Source organism: Leuconostoc carnosum (assembly GCF_007954525.1).
Classification (GTDB): Bacteria; Bacillota; Bacilli; order Lactobacillales; family Lactobacillaceae; genus Leuconostoc; species Leuconostoc carnosum.
This window is the reverse complement of sequence record NZ_CP042374.1, coordinates 585678-603269: the sequence shown is the minus strand read 5'-3', so window position 1 is coordinate 603269 and position 17592 is coordinate 585678. Positions and strand designations below refer to the sequence as shown.

21 protein-coding genes are annotated in these 17592 nt (G+C 37.6%); 18 read left to right on the top strand and 3 right to left on the bottom strand.

What is annotated here, in order from left to right; all coding sequences use genetic code 11:
• Positions 1-47: 47 nt before the first annotated feature.
• A complete protein-coding gene (gene rnjA, locus FGL89_RS02865) occupies positions 48-1730 on the bottom strand; it encodes a ribonuclease J1 (protein ID WP_014973898.1) in 1683 nt (560 codons plus the stop codon).
• Between the two features lie 2 nt (positions 1731-1732).
• Positions 1733-1945: a DNA-dependent RNA polymerase subunit epsilon gene (locus FGL89_RS02860; protein WP_014973899.1), complete on the bottom strand. Its 213-nt coding sequence runs from the start codon at positions 1943-1945 to the stop codon at positions 1733-1735.
• Positions 1946-2094: 149 nt separating this feature from the next.
• Here FGL89_RS02860 and FGL89_RS02855 point away from each other — a divergent pair, with 149 nt between their 5' ends.
• From FGL89_RS02855 to FGL89_RS02790, 15 genes are all read left to right on the top strand, one after another.
• The gene (locus FGL89_RS02855; RefSeq protein WP_014973900.1) at positions 2095-2640 is read left to right on the top strand and encodes an LOG family protein; all 546 of its coding nucleotides are present in this window, start codon (positions 2095-2097) and stop codon (positions 2638-2640) included.
• A 58-nt stretch (positions 2641-2698) separates the two neighbouring features.
• A complete protein-coding gene (locus FGL89_RS02850; protein WP_014973901.1) occupies positions 2699-3157 on the top strand; it encodes a MarR family winged helix-turn-helix transcriptional regulator in 459 nt (152 codons plus the stop codon).
• A 104-nt stretch (positions 3158-3261) separates the two neighbouring features.
• Complete coding sequence (gene efp / locus FGL89_RS02845; RefSeq protein ID WP_014973902.1) at positions 3262-3822, top strand: elongation factor P; 561 nt, start codon at positions 3262-3264, stop codon at positions 3820-3822.
• A 164-nt stretch (positions 3823-3986) separates the two neighbouring features.
• Entirely contained in the window at positions 3987-4448 is a 462-nt protein-coding gene (locus tag FGL89_RS02840) for an Asp23/Gls24 family envelope stress response protein (RefSeq protein WP_147000369.1), read from the top strand.
• Positions 4448-4864, top strand: coding sequence for a transcription antitermination factor NusB (gene nusB, locus FGL89_RS02835; RefSeq protein WP_014973904.1), 417 nt, complete (start codon positions 4448-4450; stop codon positions 4862-4864). Before FGL89_RS02840 ends, nusB begins: the two co-directional genes overlap by 1 nt.
• Before the next feature lie 194 nt (positions 4865-5058).
• Positions 5059-5856 (top strand): TatD family hydrolase, encoded by a 798-nt coding sequence (locus FGL89_RS02830; protein WP_147000366.1) that lies wholly within the window; start codon positions 5059-5061, stop codon positions 5854-5856.
• Positions 5849-6415, top strand: a complete 567-nt coding sequence (gene rnmV, locus FGL89_RS08615; protein ID WP_186727199.1) for a ribonuclease M5 — start codon at positions 5849-5851, stop codon at positions 6413-6415. The genes FGL89_RS02830 and rnmV overlap by 8 nt, the downstream gene beginning before the upstream one ends.
• Positions 6416-7303, top strand: coding sequence for a 16S rRNA (adenine(1518)-N(6)/adenine(1519)-N(6))-dimethyltransferase RsmA (gene rsmA / locus FGL89_RS08610; RefSeq protein ID WP_186727198.1), 888 nt, complete (start codon positions 6416-6418; stop codon positions 7301-7303). It abuts the gene before it with no gap.
• A gap of 103 nt (positions 7304-7406) precedes the next feature.
• Entirely contained in the window at positions 7407-7640 is a 234-nt protein-coding gene (locus FGL89_RS02820; protein WP_014973908.1) for a Veg family protein, read from the top strand.
• Between the two features lie 49 nt (positions 7641-7689).
• A complete protein-coding gene (locus tag FGL89_RS02815) occupies positions 7690-8544 on the top strand; it encodes a metal ABC transporter solute-binding protein, Zn/Mn family (RefSeq protein ID WP_147000364.1) in 855 nt (284 codons plus the stop codon).
• Complete coding sequence (locus tag FGL89_RS02810) at positions 8541-9242, top strand: ATP-binding cassette domain-containing protein (protein ID WP_014973910.1); 702 nt, start codon at positions 8541-8543, stop codon at positions 9240-9242. The genes FGL89_RS02815 and FGL89_RS02810 overlap by 4 nt, the downstream gene beginning before the upstream one ends.
• Entirely contained in the window at positions 9235-10026 is a 792-nt protein-coding gene (locus FGL89_RS02805) for a metal ABC transporter permease (protein ID WP_014973911.1), read from the top strand. Before FGL89_RS02810 ends, FGL89_RS02805 begins: the two co-directional genes overlap by 8 nt.
• Positions 10027-10127: 101 nt before the next feature.
• Positions 10128-10961 carry a pur operon repressor gene (gene purR, locus FGL89_RS02800; RefSeq protein WP_014973912.1) on the top strand — a complete coding sequence of 278 codons (834 nt, stop codon included), beginning with the start codon at positions 10128-10130 and terminating at the stop codon, positions 10959-10961.
• Between the two features lie 6 nt (positions 10962-10967).
• On the top strand, positions 10968-12344 hold the full coding sequence (glmU, locus tag FGL89_RS02795; RefSeq protein ID WP_147000362.1) for a bifunctional UDP-N-acetylglucosamine diphosphorylase/glucosamine-1-phosphate N-acetyltransferase GlmU: 1377 nt from the start codon (positions 10968-10970) through the stop codon (positions 12342-12344).
• A gap of 131 nt (positions 12345-12475) precedes the next feature.
• Positions 12476-12967: a hypothetical protein gene (locus FGL89_RS02790; RefSeq protein WP_014973914.1), complete on the top strand. Its 492-nt coding sequence runs from the start codon at positions 12476-12478 to the stop codon at positions 12965-12967.
• Between the two features lie 9 nt (positions 12968-12976).
• On the opposite strand, the gene FGL89_RS02785 is transcribed toward FGL89_RS02790, so the two are convergent.
• Positions 12977-13234: a hypothetical protein gene (locus tag FGL89_RS02785; protein WP_014973915.1), complete on the bottom strand. Its 258-nt coding sequence runs from the start codon at positions 13232-13234 to the stop codon at positions 12977-12979.
• Between the two features lie 387 nt (positions 13235-13621).
• Here FGL89_RS02785 and FGL89_RS02780 point away from each other — a divergent pair, with 387 nt between their 5' ends.
• The 3 genes from FGL89_RS02780 to holA are packed head-to-tail and all read left to right on the top strand — an operon-like array spanning position 13622 to position 17548.
• Entirely contained in the window at positions 13622-14257 is a 636-nt protein-coding gene (locus FGL89_RS02780) for a helix-hairpin-helix domain-containing protein (RefSeq protein WP_147000360.1), read from the top strand.
• Entirely contained in the window at positions 14257-16542 is a 2286-nt protein-coding gene (locus tag FGL89_RS02775) for a DNA internalization-related competence protein ComEC/Rec2 (RefSeq protein WP_147000358.1), read from the top strand. Before FGL89_RS02780 ends, FGL89_RS02775 begins: the two co-directional genes overlap by 1 nt.
• Positions 16511-17548, top strand: a complete 1038-nt coding sequence (gene holA / locus FGL89_RS02770) for a DNA polymerase III subunit delta (protein ID WP_147000355.1) — start codon at positions 16511-16513, stop codon at positions 17546-17548. Before FGL89_RS02775 ends, holA begins: the two co-directional genes overlap by 32 nt.
• Positions 17549-17592: the final 44 nt, after the last annotated feature.

Below are 17592 nucleotides of genomic sequence, written 5' to 3'. Positions count from 1 at the left end.
CCACTGACCAACGCTATAATTAATTTAGCGGGAAAGTGGTTTTTTATTTATATCATAATGAGCATTGGTAAAATCATTGGTTTACGAGCGGTTTCCTTGAAAAGGAAACGCGAAAGGTCATCAATGACTGCTTGACGAATATCAGCTTCGCTAGCATTAGCATTATTCATCACGCGGCGCATTGTACTAAATATGATACGGCGTCCTTCGTTAATGAGGTCACCTGACTCACGCATGTAGACAAAACCACGTGATAAGATATCAGGTCCAGATAAAATTTCTTTTTTCTTGAGGTTAATTGTCGCCGTGACAACAACTAAACCATCTTGTGATAGCTTTTGACGATCATGTAAGACAACCGATCCAATGTCGCCAATACCTGAACCATCAATATAAGTATCATCACCAGGAAAATGACCAGCAACACGAGCATTTTCACCATCTAGTGCTAAGACATCACCATTACCTAAAATAAAAGTATGATCTTCTGGAATGTCTAATTCATGAGCCAGTGACGCATGAACTTTTAACATACGATATTCACCGTGAACTGGCATGAAATATTTTGGTTTCATTAAAGCAAGCATCAACTTTTCTTCTTCTTGGCCACCATGACCAGAAGTATGAATGTTGTTAACTTTACCGTAGATGACGTTAGCACCGCCTTCTTCAAGTTTGTTAATCACAGCATTGACTGAAGCTGTGTTACCAGGAATTGGAGAAGAGGAGAAGATGACATTATCTTTTGGCTTCAGGCGAATTTGTTTATGGGTACCTTCGGCAATTCTTGCAAGGGCAGCCATCGGTTCACCTTGAGAACCAGTTGATAAGATCAAAAGTTCGTCATCTGGAATATGTTTGATTTCAGATTGTTCAACAAGCATATCATCTGGTATTTCCAAGTAGCCAAGGGCACGGCCATTTGTTACAGCTGATTCCATTGAACGGCCAAATACAGCGATTTTACGTCCGTGTGAAATTGCTGCATCTGTTGCCATACGCACACGGTTCATATTTGACGCAAATGTTGCAAATATGATACGACCATGTTCGATTTTATCAAAAATACGATTAACAGATTTCGCAACCCACGCCTCTGATTTAGTCCATTCTGGTCGTTCAGCGTTGGTTGAATCACTCATCATAAGTAATACACCATTTTCACCGATACGTGCCATTGACCAAAGGTTAGGTGGTTGCTTTGTTGTTGGTGTCAGGTCAAATTTAAAGTCACCAGTTTCCACAATTGTACCAACTGGTGTATGAACTGCAACACCAAAAACATCAGGTATTGAATGGGTGGTGCGGAAGAATTCGACAGATAGTTTGTCAAATTCTAAGACAGTACCATCTGTAATTTCGTGTAGTTCAACACGATTAAGCATCTGCTTTTCTTCAAGTTTATTCTTGATTAAAGCCATGGCTAATGGGCCAGCATACACTGGAACATTAACTGCTTGTAAAAAGTAGGCGATTGCACCGATATGGTCTTCGTGTCCGTGGGTGATAACCAGTGCCTTCACGCGATCAATATTATCGACTAAATAAGTATAGTCAGGAATGACGTAGTCGATACCAAGTAAGTCGTCTTCCGGGAACTTAATACCCGCGTCGACAACGATAATTTCATCTTGATATTCAATACCGTACGTATTCTTACCGATCTCGCCTAAACCGCCTAGCGCATAGACTGCGACTTCGTTAGATTTAATATCTACAGAATATGTCATAGTTAGAATGTTGTAATTTCGAAGCTAGGGTTGGCTTTTTCGTAAGTTAAAGCCTTGTCACTTAATTCTTCGATGAACTCCACATTATAAGTTGTGTTGCTTTCAATAATTTCCCGTGCTTGTGGCATACTTTCTGCGGACAAGTAAAGTGAAACAGTTGTTTCACGCTTGGGGTTACGTTCAGGGTGTGCTTGATAATAAACTTTGTAAATCATATTGCCTCCAATAGTAGTAATTTTAATTTGTCACGGACGAAAACCTATATAATAGTGTACCACATAGCGCATTAAAACGGGAGAAATGTCTGATTATGGACTTGAAAAAGGCATAAAATATTGTTAAATTGATATCAAAGGATATGTATATGACAGTTAAATCAATAACAGTGTTCATGGGAGCACAGTGTGGAAATAATGTAAAATATGGTGACATCGCTGAAGAAGTTGGTCAAATGATCGCTGAAAAGCATCTGCGTTTGGTTTATGGTGGTGGTCGAGCCGGATTAATGGGACTGACTGCACGTAGTGCGATGACATATGATGGTGAAGTTTTAGGTATTTCACCAAGAAATTTGGCTGAAGATTCGATTGAAGCTGATGAAATTACTACGCTTATTAAGGTGGATACGATGTCTGAGCGTAAGCAACTACTAATGGATAATGCCGATGCTTTTATTGTATTACCTGGTGGATTTGGGACGCTAGAAGAGCTAGCTCAAGTTATTAGTTGGAACCGCATTGGATTGCACGCCAAGCCATTAATTTTGTTAAATATTGATGGTTTTTATGATGGTTTATGGCAGTGGATAATAGATAGTGTCCATCATGGATTTGTAGATGACCATGATTTGGAATATATTCAAATATTTACCACAACAAAAGCGGCATTAGATTACATTGATCAATTTTAGATGTTATCTTTTGCTTAACAATCATAAGGTATATTGAGAATAGAAAGGGCGTTAACTGATGGCTCATTTGGAGCTGATGGCAGAATTTATTAATATTTATATGTCTGCATTGAAAAATTTAGAAAAATTAATTTCACAGCCAACAAGTGAGTTCGGCGTGTCATTTGAACAATGGCTGATTATGTCTTCGGTAGCGGCAAGTTCAGTACCTTTAACAATGACTGAAATTGCGACAGAACGTGGTGTGACTAAAGGTGCGATTGCACGCCAATTAAAGCCGCTTTTTGAACGAGACTATCTCAAACAGTCGCATGATGACCAGGATCGCCGTCGTGTCTTATTATCTTTAACAGTGGAAGGGCAACGAGTCGAAAAAATTGTGACGCAACGTGTGGGTGCGCGATTTGATAAGTGGTTAGATATATATGGACTGGATGAAGGGCGTGATTTATTAAAGACATTTCACCGTTTAAATCAATTGATTATCCAACCAGAACTTAATAAAGGAAAAGATTGAGGGATATCAGCTTTTGTGGTATGATTTAAAATAGTCTGAAAACGGTAATTAGTGCCGTTTTCTGTTATAATAAACTATATTATTAATAAAAGAGGATACTAATCATGGCAATTGGCATGAACAACTTGAAGAATGGTTTGACTATTGAATACTCAAACTCAATTTGGCGTGTTTTGGACTTTCAACACGTTAAACCTGGAAAAGGTGGCGCTTTCGTTCGCTCGAAGTTAAAGAACTTGCGCACTGGCGCAGTTAACGAAGTGACGTTCCGTCCTGGTGACAAGTTTGAACAAGCTGATATTACAACACGTCCCATGTCATATTTATTTGCCGAAAATGATGGTCGTGTTTTCATGGATGTTGAAACATACGAACAAGTTAATTTACCAGACGATAAGATTACTTCAGCATTGAAGTTCTTATTGGAAGGTATGGAAGTTAAGATTACTATGTATGGTAATGAAATTTTAGGTGCTGAATTACCATCAACAGTGACTTTGAAAGTGACTGAAACACAACCAGGTATTAAGGGTGCAACAGCTACTGGTTCAGGAAAGCCTGCAACTGTTGAAACTGGTGCAACAATTACTGTGCCTGACTTCATTAATGAAGGCGAAACAATTATTGTTAACACAGAAGATGGTTCATACAAAGGTCGCGCCTAATAATTATTCCCTAGCCTAAAGTGTGAGCATGCCATTTTTTAATAACAATTATCAAAAAAATAAAATGTCAACATGTCGCATGATTCTGTGGCAGGGGAGCATAGGTGGAAAGTTCCCCAGTGGAACTTTTTATTTTACTAAAGAATACTTTCGAGGATGGAATAATGGCCAGAGAAATCAAGCATAACAAGCAAAATACAAAAAATATTATTTTGGCAACAGAAAGTCAGGTTGTGGGAACAACACAAGTCACGCCAGAAGTGATTGAAGTGATCGCACAAATTGCTACACAAGAAGTGCCGGGTGTTTATTCAATGCGTGGTAAACTATCTGATCGTTTCACTAGTGCTTTTGGTTCAAATGCTCGAGGTAAAGGGGTTGAATTGACGCAAACCGAAGATGGTTTGATGATTGATGCCTATGTCTTTTTACAATACGGTGTGGCCGTTCCTAAAGTTGCGCTTGCGATTCAAAATGCTATCCGATCACAAATTGCATCGACAGCAGATCTTAGTATTGCGCAAACTAATGTGCACGTCAGCGGCATTATTCCTGAAAAAGTACCCAGTGAAATTGACCCTAATAACTTGTTTGGTAAAACAGAAACGACTGAGGTGGTCGATTAATGGCTAATTTAACACGGCATGAGGCACGCCAAGCAGCGTTCCAAATTTTATTTGCCCTTGAAAAAGACCCACAAAACAATAACATTGATGATTTATATGATATTGTTTTAGAAGGGAAAGATTTTGATGACTATTTACCACGATTAATTAATGGTGTGTTGGGTACAAAATCTGAATTGGATGAACAAATTACAGCGCATTTAGCTGATGGATGGGCAATTAACCGTATTAACAAAGCAGATTTGGTTATTTTACGTTTAGCGATTTATGAATTAACGAATCAATTGGTACCTTATAAAGTGGCGATTGATGAAGCCTTGATTTTAGCTAAAACTTTTGCTGACGAAGACGATCGTAAGTTTGTTAACGGTATGTTGAAAAACTTTGTTTTAGTTGATGGATCAACAACTGAATGATAAATTAAAAGCCGCCAAGCGGCTTTTTTCTTATGTTATACTTAAAAGTGTTGTCATTATATTACTAGGCAACAGTATTTATTGAATAATCTAAATAACAAAAAATGAAACCGAAGAAAACGGAGGAATGCGTAAAGCTACGGATGTATTAATATATAGAAATACTAATATCTAGCATTACGTGTAAACATAACATGGCAATTTATGATTTAACAAAAACACCAGCTGATAGCTATGATTCACATACGCATTTGAATGATGATAAACTTTTTCATGACGTGCCCGCCTATATTGGCCGTGCAAATGAATTTCGTGTGATGGAGATGAATATTGTTGGGTATGATGCATTGGCTAACGAGCGTGCCTTAACCATTGCACAAGCACATGACAATATTTATGCTGTACTTGGTTTTCAACCAGAAGATACAACGGCATTTGATAGCGCAGCGGCTGAAAAATTAGAAATGCAGTTACAACAAGAAAAGGTTGTAGGTGTTGGTGAAACTGGGTTGGATTATTATTGGGAGACAGTAGCTCACGATGTGCAAAAAGAAGCTTTTAAAAAGCATCTGGCCTTAGCAAAAAAATATGATTTGCCAGTAATTATTCATAATCGTGACGCCTTTTCTGATGTATATGACATGCTAAAAGCAAGTGGTGTACATAAAGGTGTTATGCACAGCTTTTCAGGTACACCGGAGCAAGCTTTGGCATTTGTAGCGTTAGGCATGCACATCTCATTTAGTGGGGTTGTCACTTTTAAAAAAGCTGATGATGTCCGCCAAGCAGCTCAAGCAGTTCCTTTGGAACGTCTTTTGGTCGAAACGGATGCGCCATATCTAACGCCAACACCATTCCGTGGTAAAGATAATGAACCTGCATTTGTTAAATATGTTGTTGATTCTTTAGCTGAAACGTTGAATTTATCACCTAAAGAGATGTCAGATATCACACGCACCAATGCGCATCGCTTATTTTTAAATCATGACTAAACTATTACCAGAAATCAATGAAGTGGTCATTGTTGAAGGCCATTCAGACACACAAAATTTAGCTCGAGCAGTTGTTGCAGATACTATTGAAACTGGTGGTAGTGCGGTCAATGCATCAGCATTAGAGCGAATTAAATTGGCTGAAAAAAAGCGTGGCGTAATTATTTTAACTGATCCTGATTTTAACGGGCAACGTATTCGTGAACTTGTAACCAAAGTGGTACCAACTGCAAAACAAGCATTTATTACGCAAAATCAAGGTCGGGCAGCGAAGGATAATCCACATCAGACATTGGGTGTGGAACATGCTTCACCAGCAGATTTGCAAGCAGCGTTAGCGCAGCTAGTTACCCCTAAAAAAAGTGCAATGAGCGATATTGATAAGGCTTTTTTGTTGCAGCAAGGGCTGTTGGCAGGTGCTAATGCTCGGCAACGTCGTCAATTGGTTGGCGATGTTTTACATATTGGTTACGCCAATGGCAAGCAATTTTTGCGGCGAACACAACAATTTGGTATTACTAAATTACAAATTTTGACCGTACTGAAAGGAAATGATTAGATGGCAGATGTAATCGATATCGCTAATCCAATAAGGACACAAGCAATTTTAAATAAATACGGGTTGCATGCAAAAAAGAAATTAGGTCAGAATTTTTTGACTGATTTGAACATACTTCATGGTATTGTTGATACAGCTGAAATTACTAATGATGATTTTGTGCTTGAAATCGGACCGGGTATTGGATCATTGACAGAACAGTTAGCACGTGCAGCCAAAAAAGTTGTTGCACTTGAGATTGATTCACAAATGGTAGCGGTATTATCAGATACTTTACAACCATATGATAATGTCAAAGTAATTGAAAACGACGTGTTAAAAGTTGACTTGAATGAGTTGATTGCTGCTGAATTTGGACAAAATGCCACTGTTAAAGTAGTAGCTAATTTACCGTATTATATTACGACACCCATTCTGATGCAGCTTTTACGAGCCAATATTTCTTGGGATAATATTGTCGTCATGATGCAACGTGAAGTGGCTGATCGCCTCAATGCAAAGCCTGGAACGAAAGAATATGGCGTATTAACGCTGACATTACAATATTTTGCTCAAGCACAGTTAGCAATGAAGGTCGCCGCAGTATCATTTAATCCTGCACCAAATGTTGATTCGGCTGTTGTTAAGTTGACGCCATTAACACCTGAAATTGTCGTGGATCAACCAGAACGTTTATTTGGTGTAATTAAGGGTAGTTTCTCTCATCGTCGTAAGAGCTTGTGGAATAATATGTTACAGACATATGGTAAGGATGCTGCGACTAAAGAAAAAATCACAACGGCACTCGAATCAGCAGGTATTTCACCGGCAATTCGCGCGGAACGTTTGGAATTGGCAGAATTTACAACGCTATACTTAGCTTTGAGGGCACAAGGGTTAACCAAATAACCGTATAATTTTGCATTTTTTTATTTAAATATACACTATACCTTGATTTTAAGGCTTATTTATGTTATAATTAAATAAGTTTTTCACGAAAGGTGGTATAAAAATGCCAAGTAGTTTACAAGACATTAAGACCAAGCTTGATGCTCATGTTGGAGAAGAAGTCACTGTCGTGGCACAAGCGGGTCGCAAGAAAATAACGGAACGTAGCGGTGTACTTCGTTCCACATTTCCTTCACTATTCGTAGTGGAATTAGATGAAGACGCCAATTTTGAACGTGCTTCGTATAGCTATACTGATGTATTGACAAATAATATTGATATTACCTTTGCTGATTAAGTAAGATTGCCCTATTGGGCTTTTTTTGTGACTATGAGATAATCTATTTATGAATAAACAAACTCTTTATGCTATTTTGACAATTGCACTAGTGCCGATCGGTATTTTACTCATTTTTATGAGAATGACAGTTGAAATGCCACCACCAGCACACACACCAGTTAAAATTGTAACCGATAATACTGCTTATCAACAAATAGCTGAATCGCTTACTCATAAGAATGGACACGTTGTCGTCGTCAATGGGGCGCTGACGACAACAACTGATAAACAGAATTTCCAAGCAGCTGAAGTAGTAATCACTGACAGTCATAAAAGTCAGTTACTCACACAGCGGCGTAAAATGAAATTACATTCTAAACTTTTGATCGCTAGTGATGTTTTAGATAATCAAAACTACACAAATTACTGGCTCAGCCCAGATGTCATTTTACAAACAATCACGCGCTTAACTAATTTATTAAGTGATATGGATCCACAATATCGTAATAGTTATGTTAAAAATAGCGAAAAAATGAGTCAAGAGACACAACTTTTAGCTGATGAAATTGAAATATTAAAAACCAAAAAGAATGTTAATTATGTAGCAACGAATCAGGCGCAACAACTTTTCATGTCTCAACTTGGTTATAAATCAGTGGTATCTAATTTAGAATCGCTATCTGATGATGATTTTAATCACCTTGAAAAGGAACTTAAGTCTGGCAAAATACAGTTCATTTTAAGAGCCAGTCAAGATCAAACCGAGCATGATAGACGATTGGTAAAATTAGCAGATAATGCTAAAATACCAGTAATTACTTTTAATCAAGTATTACCGCATGATCAGAAGGTCTGGCAGTGGCAAATGGAGCTGGTTAAACAATTAGAAAATGCTGTTACAATAGGAAGTGGTAGAGTATGAGTATTATCAAAACAAAAGATTTTGGCATACGCTATGGCGAAAAAATTGTGTTGTCGCACGCCAATATTGACGTGCCCATAGGACGTTTTTTTGCTGTTTTGGGTGAAAATGGTGCAGGGAAAACGAGCTTCGTCAAGGCACTAATTGGTCAAAATCAACAAATTAGTGGTGACTTACAAGTTAATGCACAACGAATTGGTTTTGTACCGCAGTTTAGAGAAATTACGCGAGATTATCCACTCACTGTTTCAGAATTTGTTGGGCTTAATTATAATCAGGGTTGGCATTTGTGGACCAATAGTTCCGAAAAAGAAGCCATTCAAGATGCCTTAAAGCGAATGGATTTATTAGACATACAGAATAAACGCTTAGGCCTAGCTTCTGGTGGCCAAAAGCAGCGTGCCTTTGTTGCGCAAGCACTTGTTCAAAATCCAGATCTGTTAATCTTAGATGAATCAACAGCAAGTCTTGATCATGAGCATAAAGTACAGTTATTACGTATTGTGAAACAATTACAAGAAACAGAAAATTTGACCATCTTATTTATTACTCATGAACTTAAATTGGTTTCGGAATTTGCCGATGGTTATTTATTGTTTGAAAATGGGGAAGCTACGCAAGGCGAAGCTAGTCAGTTGCAATCTTTGACAACACGTTTGACATATAGTCACTTTGAAGACGAGGTACATCATGTTTAGTTATAGTTTTATGCAGAATGCGTTTATAGCTGGTACGATTGTTAGCATTGTTGCAGGTATCGTTGGCACTTTCGTTGTGGCCCGAAATTACGCCTTTTTAACGCACAGTTTGAGTGAAATTGGTTTTGCCGGCGCAGCATTTGGATTGTTTGCTGGTTGGCCAGCACTGCTTGGTATGATGATAGCCACTAGTGGTGCTTCTATCGCTATAGGGGCATTGGAGTCAGGTTATACAAAACGTGATAATGTAACGAGTGCTATTTCAGCATTAGCTATTGGTCTTGGTATTTTATTTTTAGCATTAGGGCATACAAGTACGACCGCTGCAACTGGTATTTTGTTTGGTTCAGTGTTGGGCATTAGTCGTGACGATTTGTGGCTATTGGTGGCGTTAGCCATACTTGTTGTGGCTGTTTTATTGGTTAACTATCGATCATTACGGCAGTTAGCTTTTGATGAAACGGGTATTTTCTTGCAAAATTGGCGTCAAAAATCAGTACGTTATATCTTTTTGGTGATGATTGCACTATCAGTTAGTATTTCATCACAATTAGTTGGGTCACTGTTAATTTTTGTTTTAGTTACGCTACCAGCTGCAAGTGCAAGGTACTATACGACGACGGTTATCAAATTAATGGGGTTAGCTATTGTTTTAGCTTTGTTTGGTACATGGGCTGGATTGACTTTAGCCTATCTAACGAATTTACCAACGAGTTTCTTTATTGCTATTATTGAAGTTATTATTTATTTAATATCTGTGTGGCAATTTCAAAAAAACGCTTAAATACCGAACATTTAGGTTCGAATACTGTTATAATTAAATTTAAATATGACTACTTATAAAGGAGAATACGTGCTAAATATGTTTTTGGCATGTTATATAATATGAAAACACGTCGTTCTGATCGTCTTGTTGATATGGCGCGCTATATGCTTGAGCGCCCACGTACACTAATATCTTTATCTTACTTCGCTAAGCGTTATGATTCAGCGAAATCTTCTATTTCTGAGGATTTATCTATTTTAAAACGTACATTTCATGAACGAGGCACTGGTTTATTAGAAACAGTACCAGGTGCAGCAGGTGGTACGCGTTTTACGCCATATATGACTGAAGAAGAAGCTAAAGAATTTATTGAAGGAATTCGTCAGGAAGTTAATGACGAAACACGTGTGTTGCCTGGTGGATATGTTTATTTATCTGATTTATTGGGCCGTCCGGATGTCTTGCGCCAAGCTGGACGCTTAATTGCAACACAATATTTACATGATAATATTGATGCTGTGATGACTGCTGCAACAAAAGGTGTCCCATTAGCTCAAGCAGTTGCTGAACAGCTAAATGTGCCATTTGTCATTGTCCGCGATGATGCCAAAGTAACGGAAGGACCAACTGTATCGGTCAATTATCTAACGGGTTCATCGAAACGTGTTGAAAAAATGGAATTGTCAAGACGCTCATTACGTACCGGTTCTCGTGTTTTAATTGTGGATGATTTTATGAAAGCTGGCGGCACAATACAAGGCATGCAAACGTTGGTCAGTGAATTTGATGGCACTGTGGTTGGAACAGCTGTTTTTGCCGAAGGACGTTCTACAACAAGGTTACTTGATCGGTTTACATCACTATTGCACGTTGATACTAATTTGAAAAATGGTGAACCAATTTTAGTGACTGCAGGAAACTATCTAGAAGAAATTTATAAACATGAGGCATAATTTTTCATGATTGATGAAGTAAATGTTTTAGTATTGGCAGCGGGACATGGTTCTCGTATGAAATCAGTGACACCTAAAGTGTTACATCAGGTAGCTGGTAAAACAATGATCGATTGGGTATTAGATGCAGTCGAACCATTATCCACACGCAGACCGATTACTGTAATTGGTGTGGGTGCAGAAAGTGTTCAAAATCACGTAGGCAAACGCAGTGATTTTGTGCTTCAGTCAGAACAGTTGGGAACTGGTCATGCTGTTCAACAGGCAGAAGAACAATTAGTTGCTAGTGAAGGTGTTACCTTGATTATGTCTGGTGATACACCTATGTTTCGCACTGAAACACTAGCAGAATTTATTGCTGAACACAAAAGGTCCAATAATACAGTGACTGTACTAACAGCGATTGCTGATGATCCAACTGGGTATGGTCGAATTGTTCGTGCAGATGATGATACAGTATTAAAAATTGTAGAACAAAAAGATGCCAGTGTAACTGAACGAAGAATTCGTGAAATCAACACTGGGGTTTATATATTTGATAATAAGTTGTTATTTAAGGCTTTAGCAGAAGTTAAAAATGATAATGCGCAGGGTGAGTACTATTTACCAGACACATTGAATATCTTGCGCCAGGCAAATCAGCAAATTGGTGCGCACACATTACAAGATTTTACAGAATCCTTGGGAGTTAATGACCGTGTAGCATTGGCAACAGCTAATCATGTGATGCGGGAAAGAATCAATCATAAGTTAATGCTTGCTGGTGTTGAATTATTGGATCCATTACATACTTATATTGATGCTAATGTTGTGATCGGACAAGATACAGTTGTTGAAGGTGGCGTGACTATTTTAGGACACACTAAAATTGGTGAGAATAGTGTGATTACACAAGGATCAAGAATTTCAGATAGTCTTATAGGTAACATGACAACGATCACATCATCACATATGGAAGCTGCCATAGTAGCCGATCATGTGACTATTGGACCTTTTGCGCATTTACGTCCAGATGCTGAGTTAGGTAATTACGTTCATGTTGGTAATTTTGTTGAGGTTAAGCAGGCTAAATTAGCGGCTAATACAAAGGCTGGTCATTTGACATATATTGGCAATGCTACGATTGGCGAAGATGTCAATATCGGTGCTGGTACCATATTTGTTAATTATGACGGTGTAAATAAATCAAATACAACGGTTGGCGATCGTGCATTTATTGGTTCTAATACAAAACTGGTAGCACCTGTTCATATTGCGCCTGAGTCCATTACGGCTGCAGGTTCGACGATTACTAATGATGTGCCAGAACATGCAATGGGCATTGCAAGGACACGCCAAACGAATAAAGATGATTTTTGGAAACGTATGCCACATAAAAAATGATGTCAATCTCGACTAATAACAGCACGTTGCTACCAGTTATTTGGTAGCAACGTGCTGTTATAGTTTTTGTATTTTGATGCCAGGTAATATATAGTAAATCATACTTAGAATTCACTGATAAGGACAATTTTATGCAAATTACAGGCGAAAAGGCTCTAACAAATATCTCAGAAAATGGTTACTATAGTGCGATTTATGTTCTTGAGGATGGGACAGAAATTGCATTAGATGAGTTATTTGACGGCTTAGATGAACATATACAAGCTGATACTTTTATGCACCTTGAAGTACAAATTAATGGCGGTATAGAAGAAGATGGGACAACGTTAAGTTTAGAAACTAATGTTATTAATTTGCCATTACGTTATACGAACCAATTAAAAAAGCTTATCTTGACCGAAAAAGAAGACAATGACGTTTATTTATACATGATTGTAGAAAATCCAAATGTCAGTCAGTCGCGATTGAAAATTAGTTTAGCTAGTTCAGTGGCTGCTTATCTTGATGAATCAGATAGCGTCAAAAGTAAAATTTCAAATTGGTTTGATGAACAGCTAGCACATATTGTGACGGTACAACAAGAATTAGAAAAAGAAGAAACCGCAACGGAAACAAAAGAATAAACATTGGGTTTAGTCAATATATTCAATTTTTCCAGTGGTACGTGTTATTTGATTGCCGCTGATGGCGGTAAAATCTAAAACATGCCGTGTGGTTGAGTTTTTTACGCTATTTAATACACCTAGGTCATAGGTATCAATAACATATTCGGCAATGGCTTGTCGAGTATCACCATGAAAGTTAGGTATGTAAAGATCTGCCATAACGGTATGTGTTGGGTTGGCTGTACGTCGAATACTATGTTTTTCAAGTTTTGTTAGTTTAATCATATAGTTATTATATCAGCTTTGTGTTAGTGATAGCATCATGTTGATCAATCAAATGATATATATTTGAATAGTTTTTTTCTTAATTATATGCTATACTTGTTTTATGCGATGAGTCGAAGCGCTTGAAAAATTAGCGCCGAAGGCGGCCTGCCGTGTTTAATCACAAATCTCGTATAGATGCAGGTGTTAATGGTGGTTGTGGAACCGCCGTTTTCTCACCATGACTAACAGTGCTTGCACTGCGGTGACGCGACTTTGTTGTTGGCGTGACAACCAATAACCGCCCGTAGAAGCGTATTCTACATGCCAAACTAGCACCTAACTTTTGTTAGGTGCTTTTTAGTGCTGACAAACAAATTATCGTATCATATCATAGAGGTAAATACTATGATGGATACATTTGATGTCATAAAAAATAAATTAGCTGATTATAAGATATTGATAGCTATAGTTTTCGTGATTTTAGTTAGCGGGATTTTTCTTTTAGTGCACACTAGAACAGAAGATACCCCAGTAGCAGCTTATAGTGCCAAGGCTGTGAGTAGTGGTAGCGATGCGGTTAGCAGCACGTCATCTACTGTTAAATCAACTACTGCGATTATGGTTGATATTAAAGGGGCTGTTAAGACACCTGGTGTTTATGATATTATTGATAACCCACGCGTGCAAACTTTGATTGCTAGATCAGGTGGTGTAACTGCACAAGCAGACATAAACCAAGTCAACTTAGCGCAAAAATTGACTGATGGTCAAATGATTTACATACCGGTGAAAGGTGAGCGTTTACCAAATCATTCAACAGCCAATACACCAAATACTAATAGTAATCAGACTCAGGTTAATTTAAACACGGCCACAATTGAGGAATTACAAACTTTAGAGGGTGTTGGCGCAAAAAAAGCTGAACAAATTATTGCTTACCGTGACGAACATGGTGGTTTTAAATCGATTGAAGAAATTAAACAAGTTGCTGGGGTTGGCGATAAACGTTTCGAAGCCATCCAAGATAAAATAACAGTCTAATGCCAGGACGTCATTTATTACTAGTTAGTTTGACGATTGCTGCTATTGGGGCAGTTATTTATCGTATCAATGCCATAACGATAACATTGATGTTGATTTGTGTACTCTTATTAATGATTAATTTTAATCGTTACTTGTTCATTTTGTTATTGAGCTTGGCTGTGCCATTCACGCTATATTTTATATATGATGCGCATGATTTAAAACAACAAATCAGTCAAGTACATCCAGATAAACAACAAATTAATGGCATTATTTTCCCAGATAGCGTCAATATAGATGGGGATAAATTAAAAACAGATGCGCATCTTGAAAACGGTCAAGTTGTCCGATTATATTACACGTTAACTTCTGAAACAGAAAAAAATAATTGGCTATGTGAAACACAAGTTATACGGTTTAGTGCTAGTGCCAAAGTTTCTCGAATAAAACCAGCAACGAATTTCAATCAATTTGATGCTCAAAAATATTATGAAACTAAGCATATAACACATCAAGCGAATGTTGAATTTTTGCATTGTGATAGCGGACAAGCAAAAAATTGGTACCAAAAAATCCGATATCAACTGCATATATGGCATGCGATGAGTTTACAAAATGCTGAAAAATTACCGCAACCTTTAAGTGACTATGCCCAGGCATTAATTTTGGGAAAAACGCCACAAACGCTGTATGAAAATAATCCTGGTGTCCAGGTATTGGGGCTTATACATTTATTTAGTGTTTCTGGCTTTCATGTTTCATACTTATTGATGCTATTAATGGCTGGTTTTAAACGATTGTATATACCAAAAGAAATTGCTTCAGGTATTGGGGCACTGGCATTAATTATGTATTTCATTTTTGCCGGTGAGCCAGCAGTATTGGTTAGAGCACTAATTGCTGGATTACTACTCATGTTTCAGCAAGCGAGCCATTGTAAAATAAAATCATTCAATATTTGGGCACTGAGTTTATTAGGTAGTTTAATCTATGCACCGGGTATTTTATTAACTTTAGGCGGACAATTATCATTTGCTCTGACTTTTTGTTTATTATTTACACAAAAACTTAATTTTTGGCAGGTCAATTTATTATTGAGTGTTGTCAGCTTTCCCTTAATTGTTGTGCAACAATATCATTGGCACCTCTTGCAAACATGCGCTAACTTTGCGGCAATACCGGTGTTTGGTACACTGATTGTACCATGTGTGATGATCGGTTACTTTGGTCAATCAGTTACTGGGGTGGTTTATTGGATGAATGCAACGATTGCTAGCTTTGCCAAAACACTAGATTGGCTGGCAACTTGGCCGGGGGATCTAATTGTAGGTAAAATACCTTGGTTATTTGTTTTGTTATTACTCATAGCAGGCTTGTTGTGTTTTGTAAGAGAAAAGAAAGTCGCCCTTTATGCACGAGTATTATGGCCTATTATATTTGCAATAACTTTGATTTGGACACATTTTCCAGTACATGGTGAACTGACGACATTTGATATTGGGCAGGGGGATGCTGCATTGATTCGAACACCATTTAATCGTACGGTAACACTTATTGATACAGGTGGAAAGGTGACTTTTGGTCAGCAAAAAAATTGGCAGAAGCAACGTTTTACACAAACAAATGGTGAAGCTGTGATAGTTAATTATTTACATAGCTGTGGTATTTCGCGAGTGGACCACTTGGTTTTAACTCATCAGGATTTTGACCACATCGGTGACGCTAAAATTATTTTACAGCAAATGTCAGTTAAATATGTGATTGTGCCTGCAGGTATGATGAAAAAAGAGGCGTATATGCGAGAAATACAACCCTATTTGAAAAAAGCGCAAGTTATTGAAGCAATCGCTGGAACAAAAGTACCCAAATTACCATTACAGATTTTACATCCATTTGTTGCTGGTGAAGCTGATAATGAAAACTCTATTGCTTTGTTTGGTAAGATAGGTGGTAAGCAACTATTTACTGCTGGCGATTTAGATCAAGGTGGTGAGGTTGCAATAGCCAACCATTATCCAAATCTGGTTGTTGATTTAATTAAATTTGGGCACCACGGCTCTAAAACATCGACTAATCCAGAAATTATGAAACGTTGGCACCCACAGATCGGAATTGTTTCGGCTGGCCGGCATAATCGTTACAATCACCCCAGTGAGGAAACATTAAAGACTGCTCAAGATAATCAGATTCTTGTCTATAATACACAGGCGCATGGTATGATAAAATATAGTTATTTCAGAGAAAAGGGTCATTTTAAGGTCAAATTAACTGATGAATTTACAACAACTACAGCAGAACATTGATAATAATGCTTTGGCAAATTTTTATGTTGTCATGGGTGATGAAGAAGCATTGATTCAACGCGCACAATCTGCTTTTAAACAGCTTATTTCGGTTGCTGATCAAGATATGAATTATTCACAATTCAATCTCACCAATCAGTCATTAGATGATGTGATAAGCGATGCAATGTCAATGCCTTTTTTTGGTGATCGGCGGGTCATCATAGTTCAAAATCCTGAGTTTTTAACACCAAAGGGGAAATTAACTGAGCATACTCAAGCACAATTTTTGCAGTTACTAGAACGTCCTGTTGCTGAAAATGTTGTGGTATTGTTCATTAATGATTTGAAAGTTGACAAACGTAAAAAAATTACAAAACAGTTACTTAAAGTGGCAGAACATATTGAATTACCTGCCTTAACTGACAAACAAGCGCAACAAGCAATTATGCAACAATTGAATCAACGTGCCTATAAAATTGATCAAGATGCATTGCAGGAATTAACGTTAAGGACCAACGCTCATTTTACAACTATGCAAAATGAATTACCAAAGTTAATTGCTTATACGGTGGCGAGTAAAAGAATTAATTTAGCAGCTGTAACTGGTTTAGTGCCAAAAACATTGACTGCTAATGTTTTTGATTTAGTAGATGCGGTGATGACCAGAAAAATTAAGTCAGCACTCATGATTTATCGTGATTTATTACAAAATGGGGAAGTGGCTTTACGTATTAATGCAGTTTTGACTGGACAATTTCGTTTGTTGATTCAAGTAGCGGGTCTTTCGGGTACTGAACAAGAAATTGGTAGGCAACTCGGAGTGCACCCATATCGAGTCAAATTAGCAAAGCAAGCATTAAAAAAATATACAGCTAAAGCTTTACGTTCCGGGTATTTAGGCATGGTTGACATCGAAGTTCAGTTAAAATCAACGGCACAAGACCCAGAATTACTTTTTGAACGTTTTATATTAAATGATACGAGTAGTACTAGTGATTATGATAAAAAAGCATCTGTGAAGTGAAAAACTTCTCAGGTGCTTTTTTTATCATTCGAGTATAAATAAAA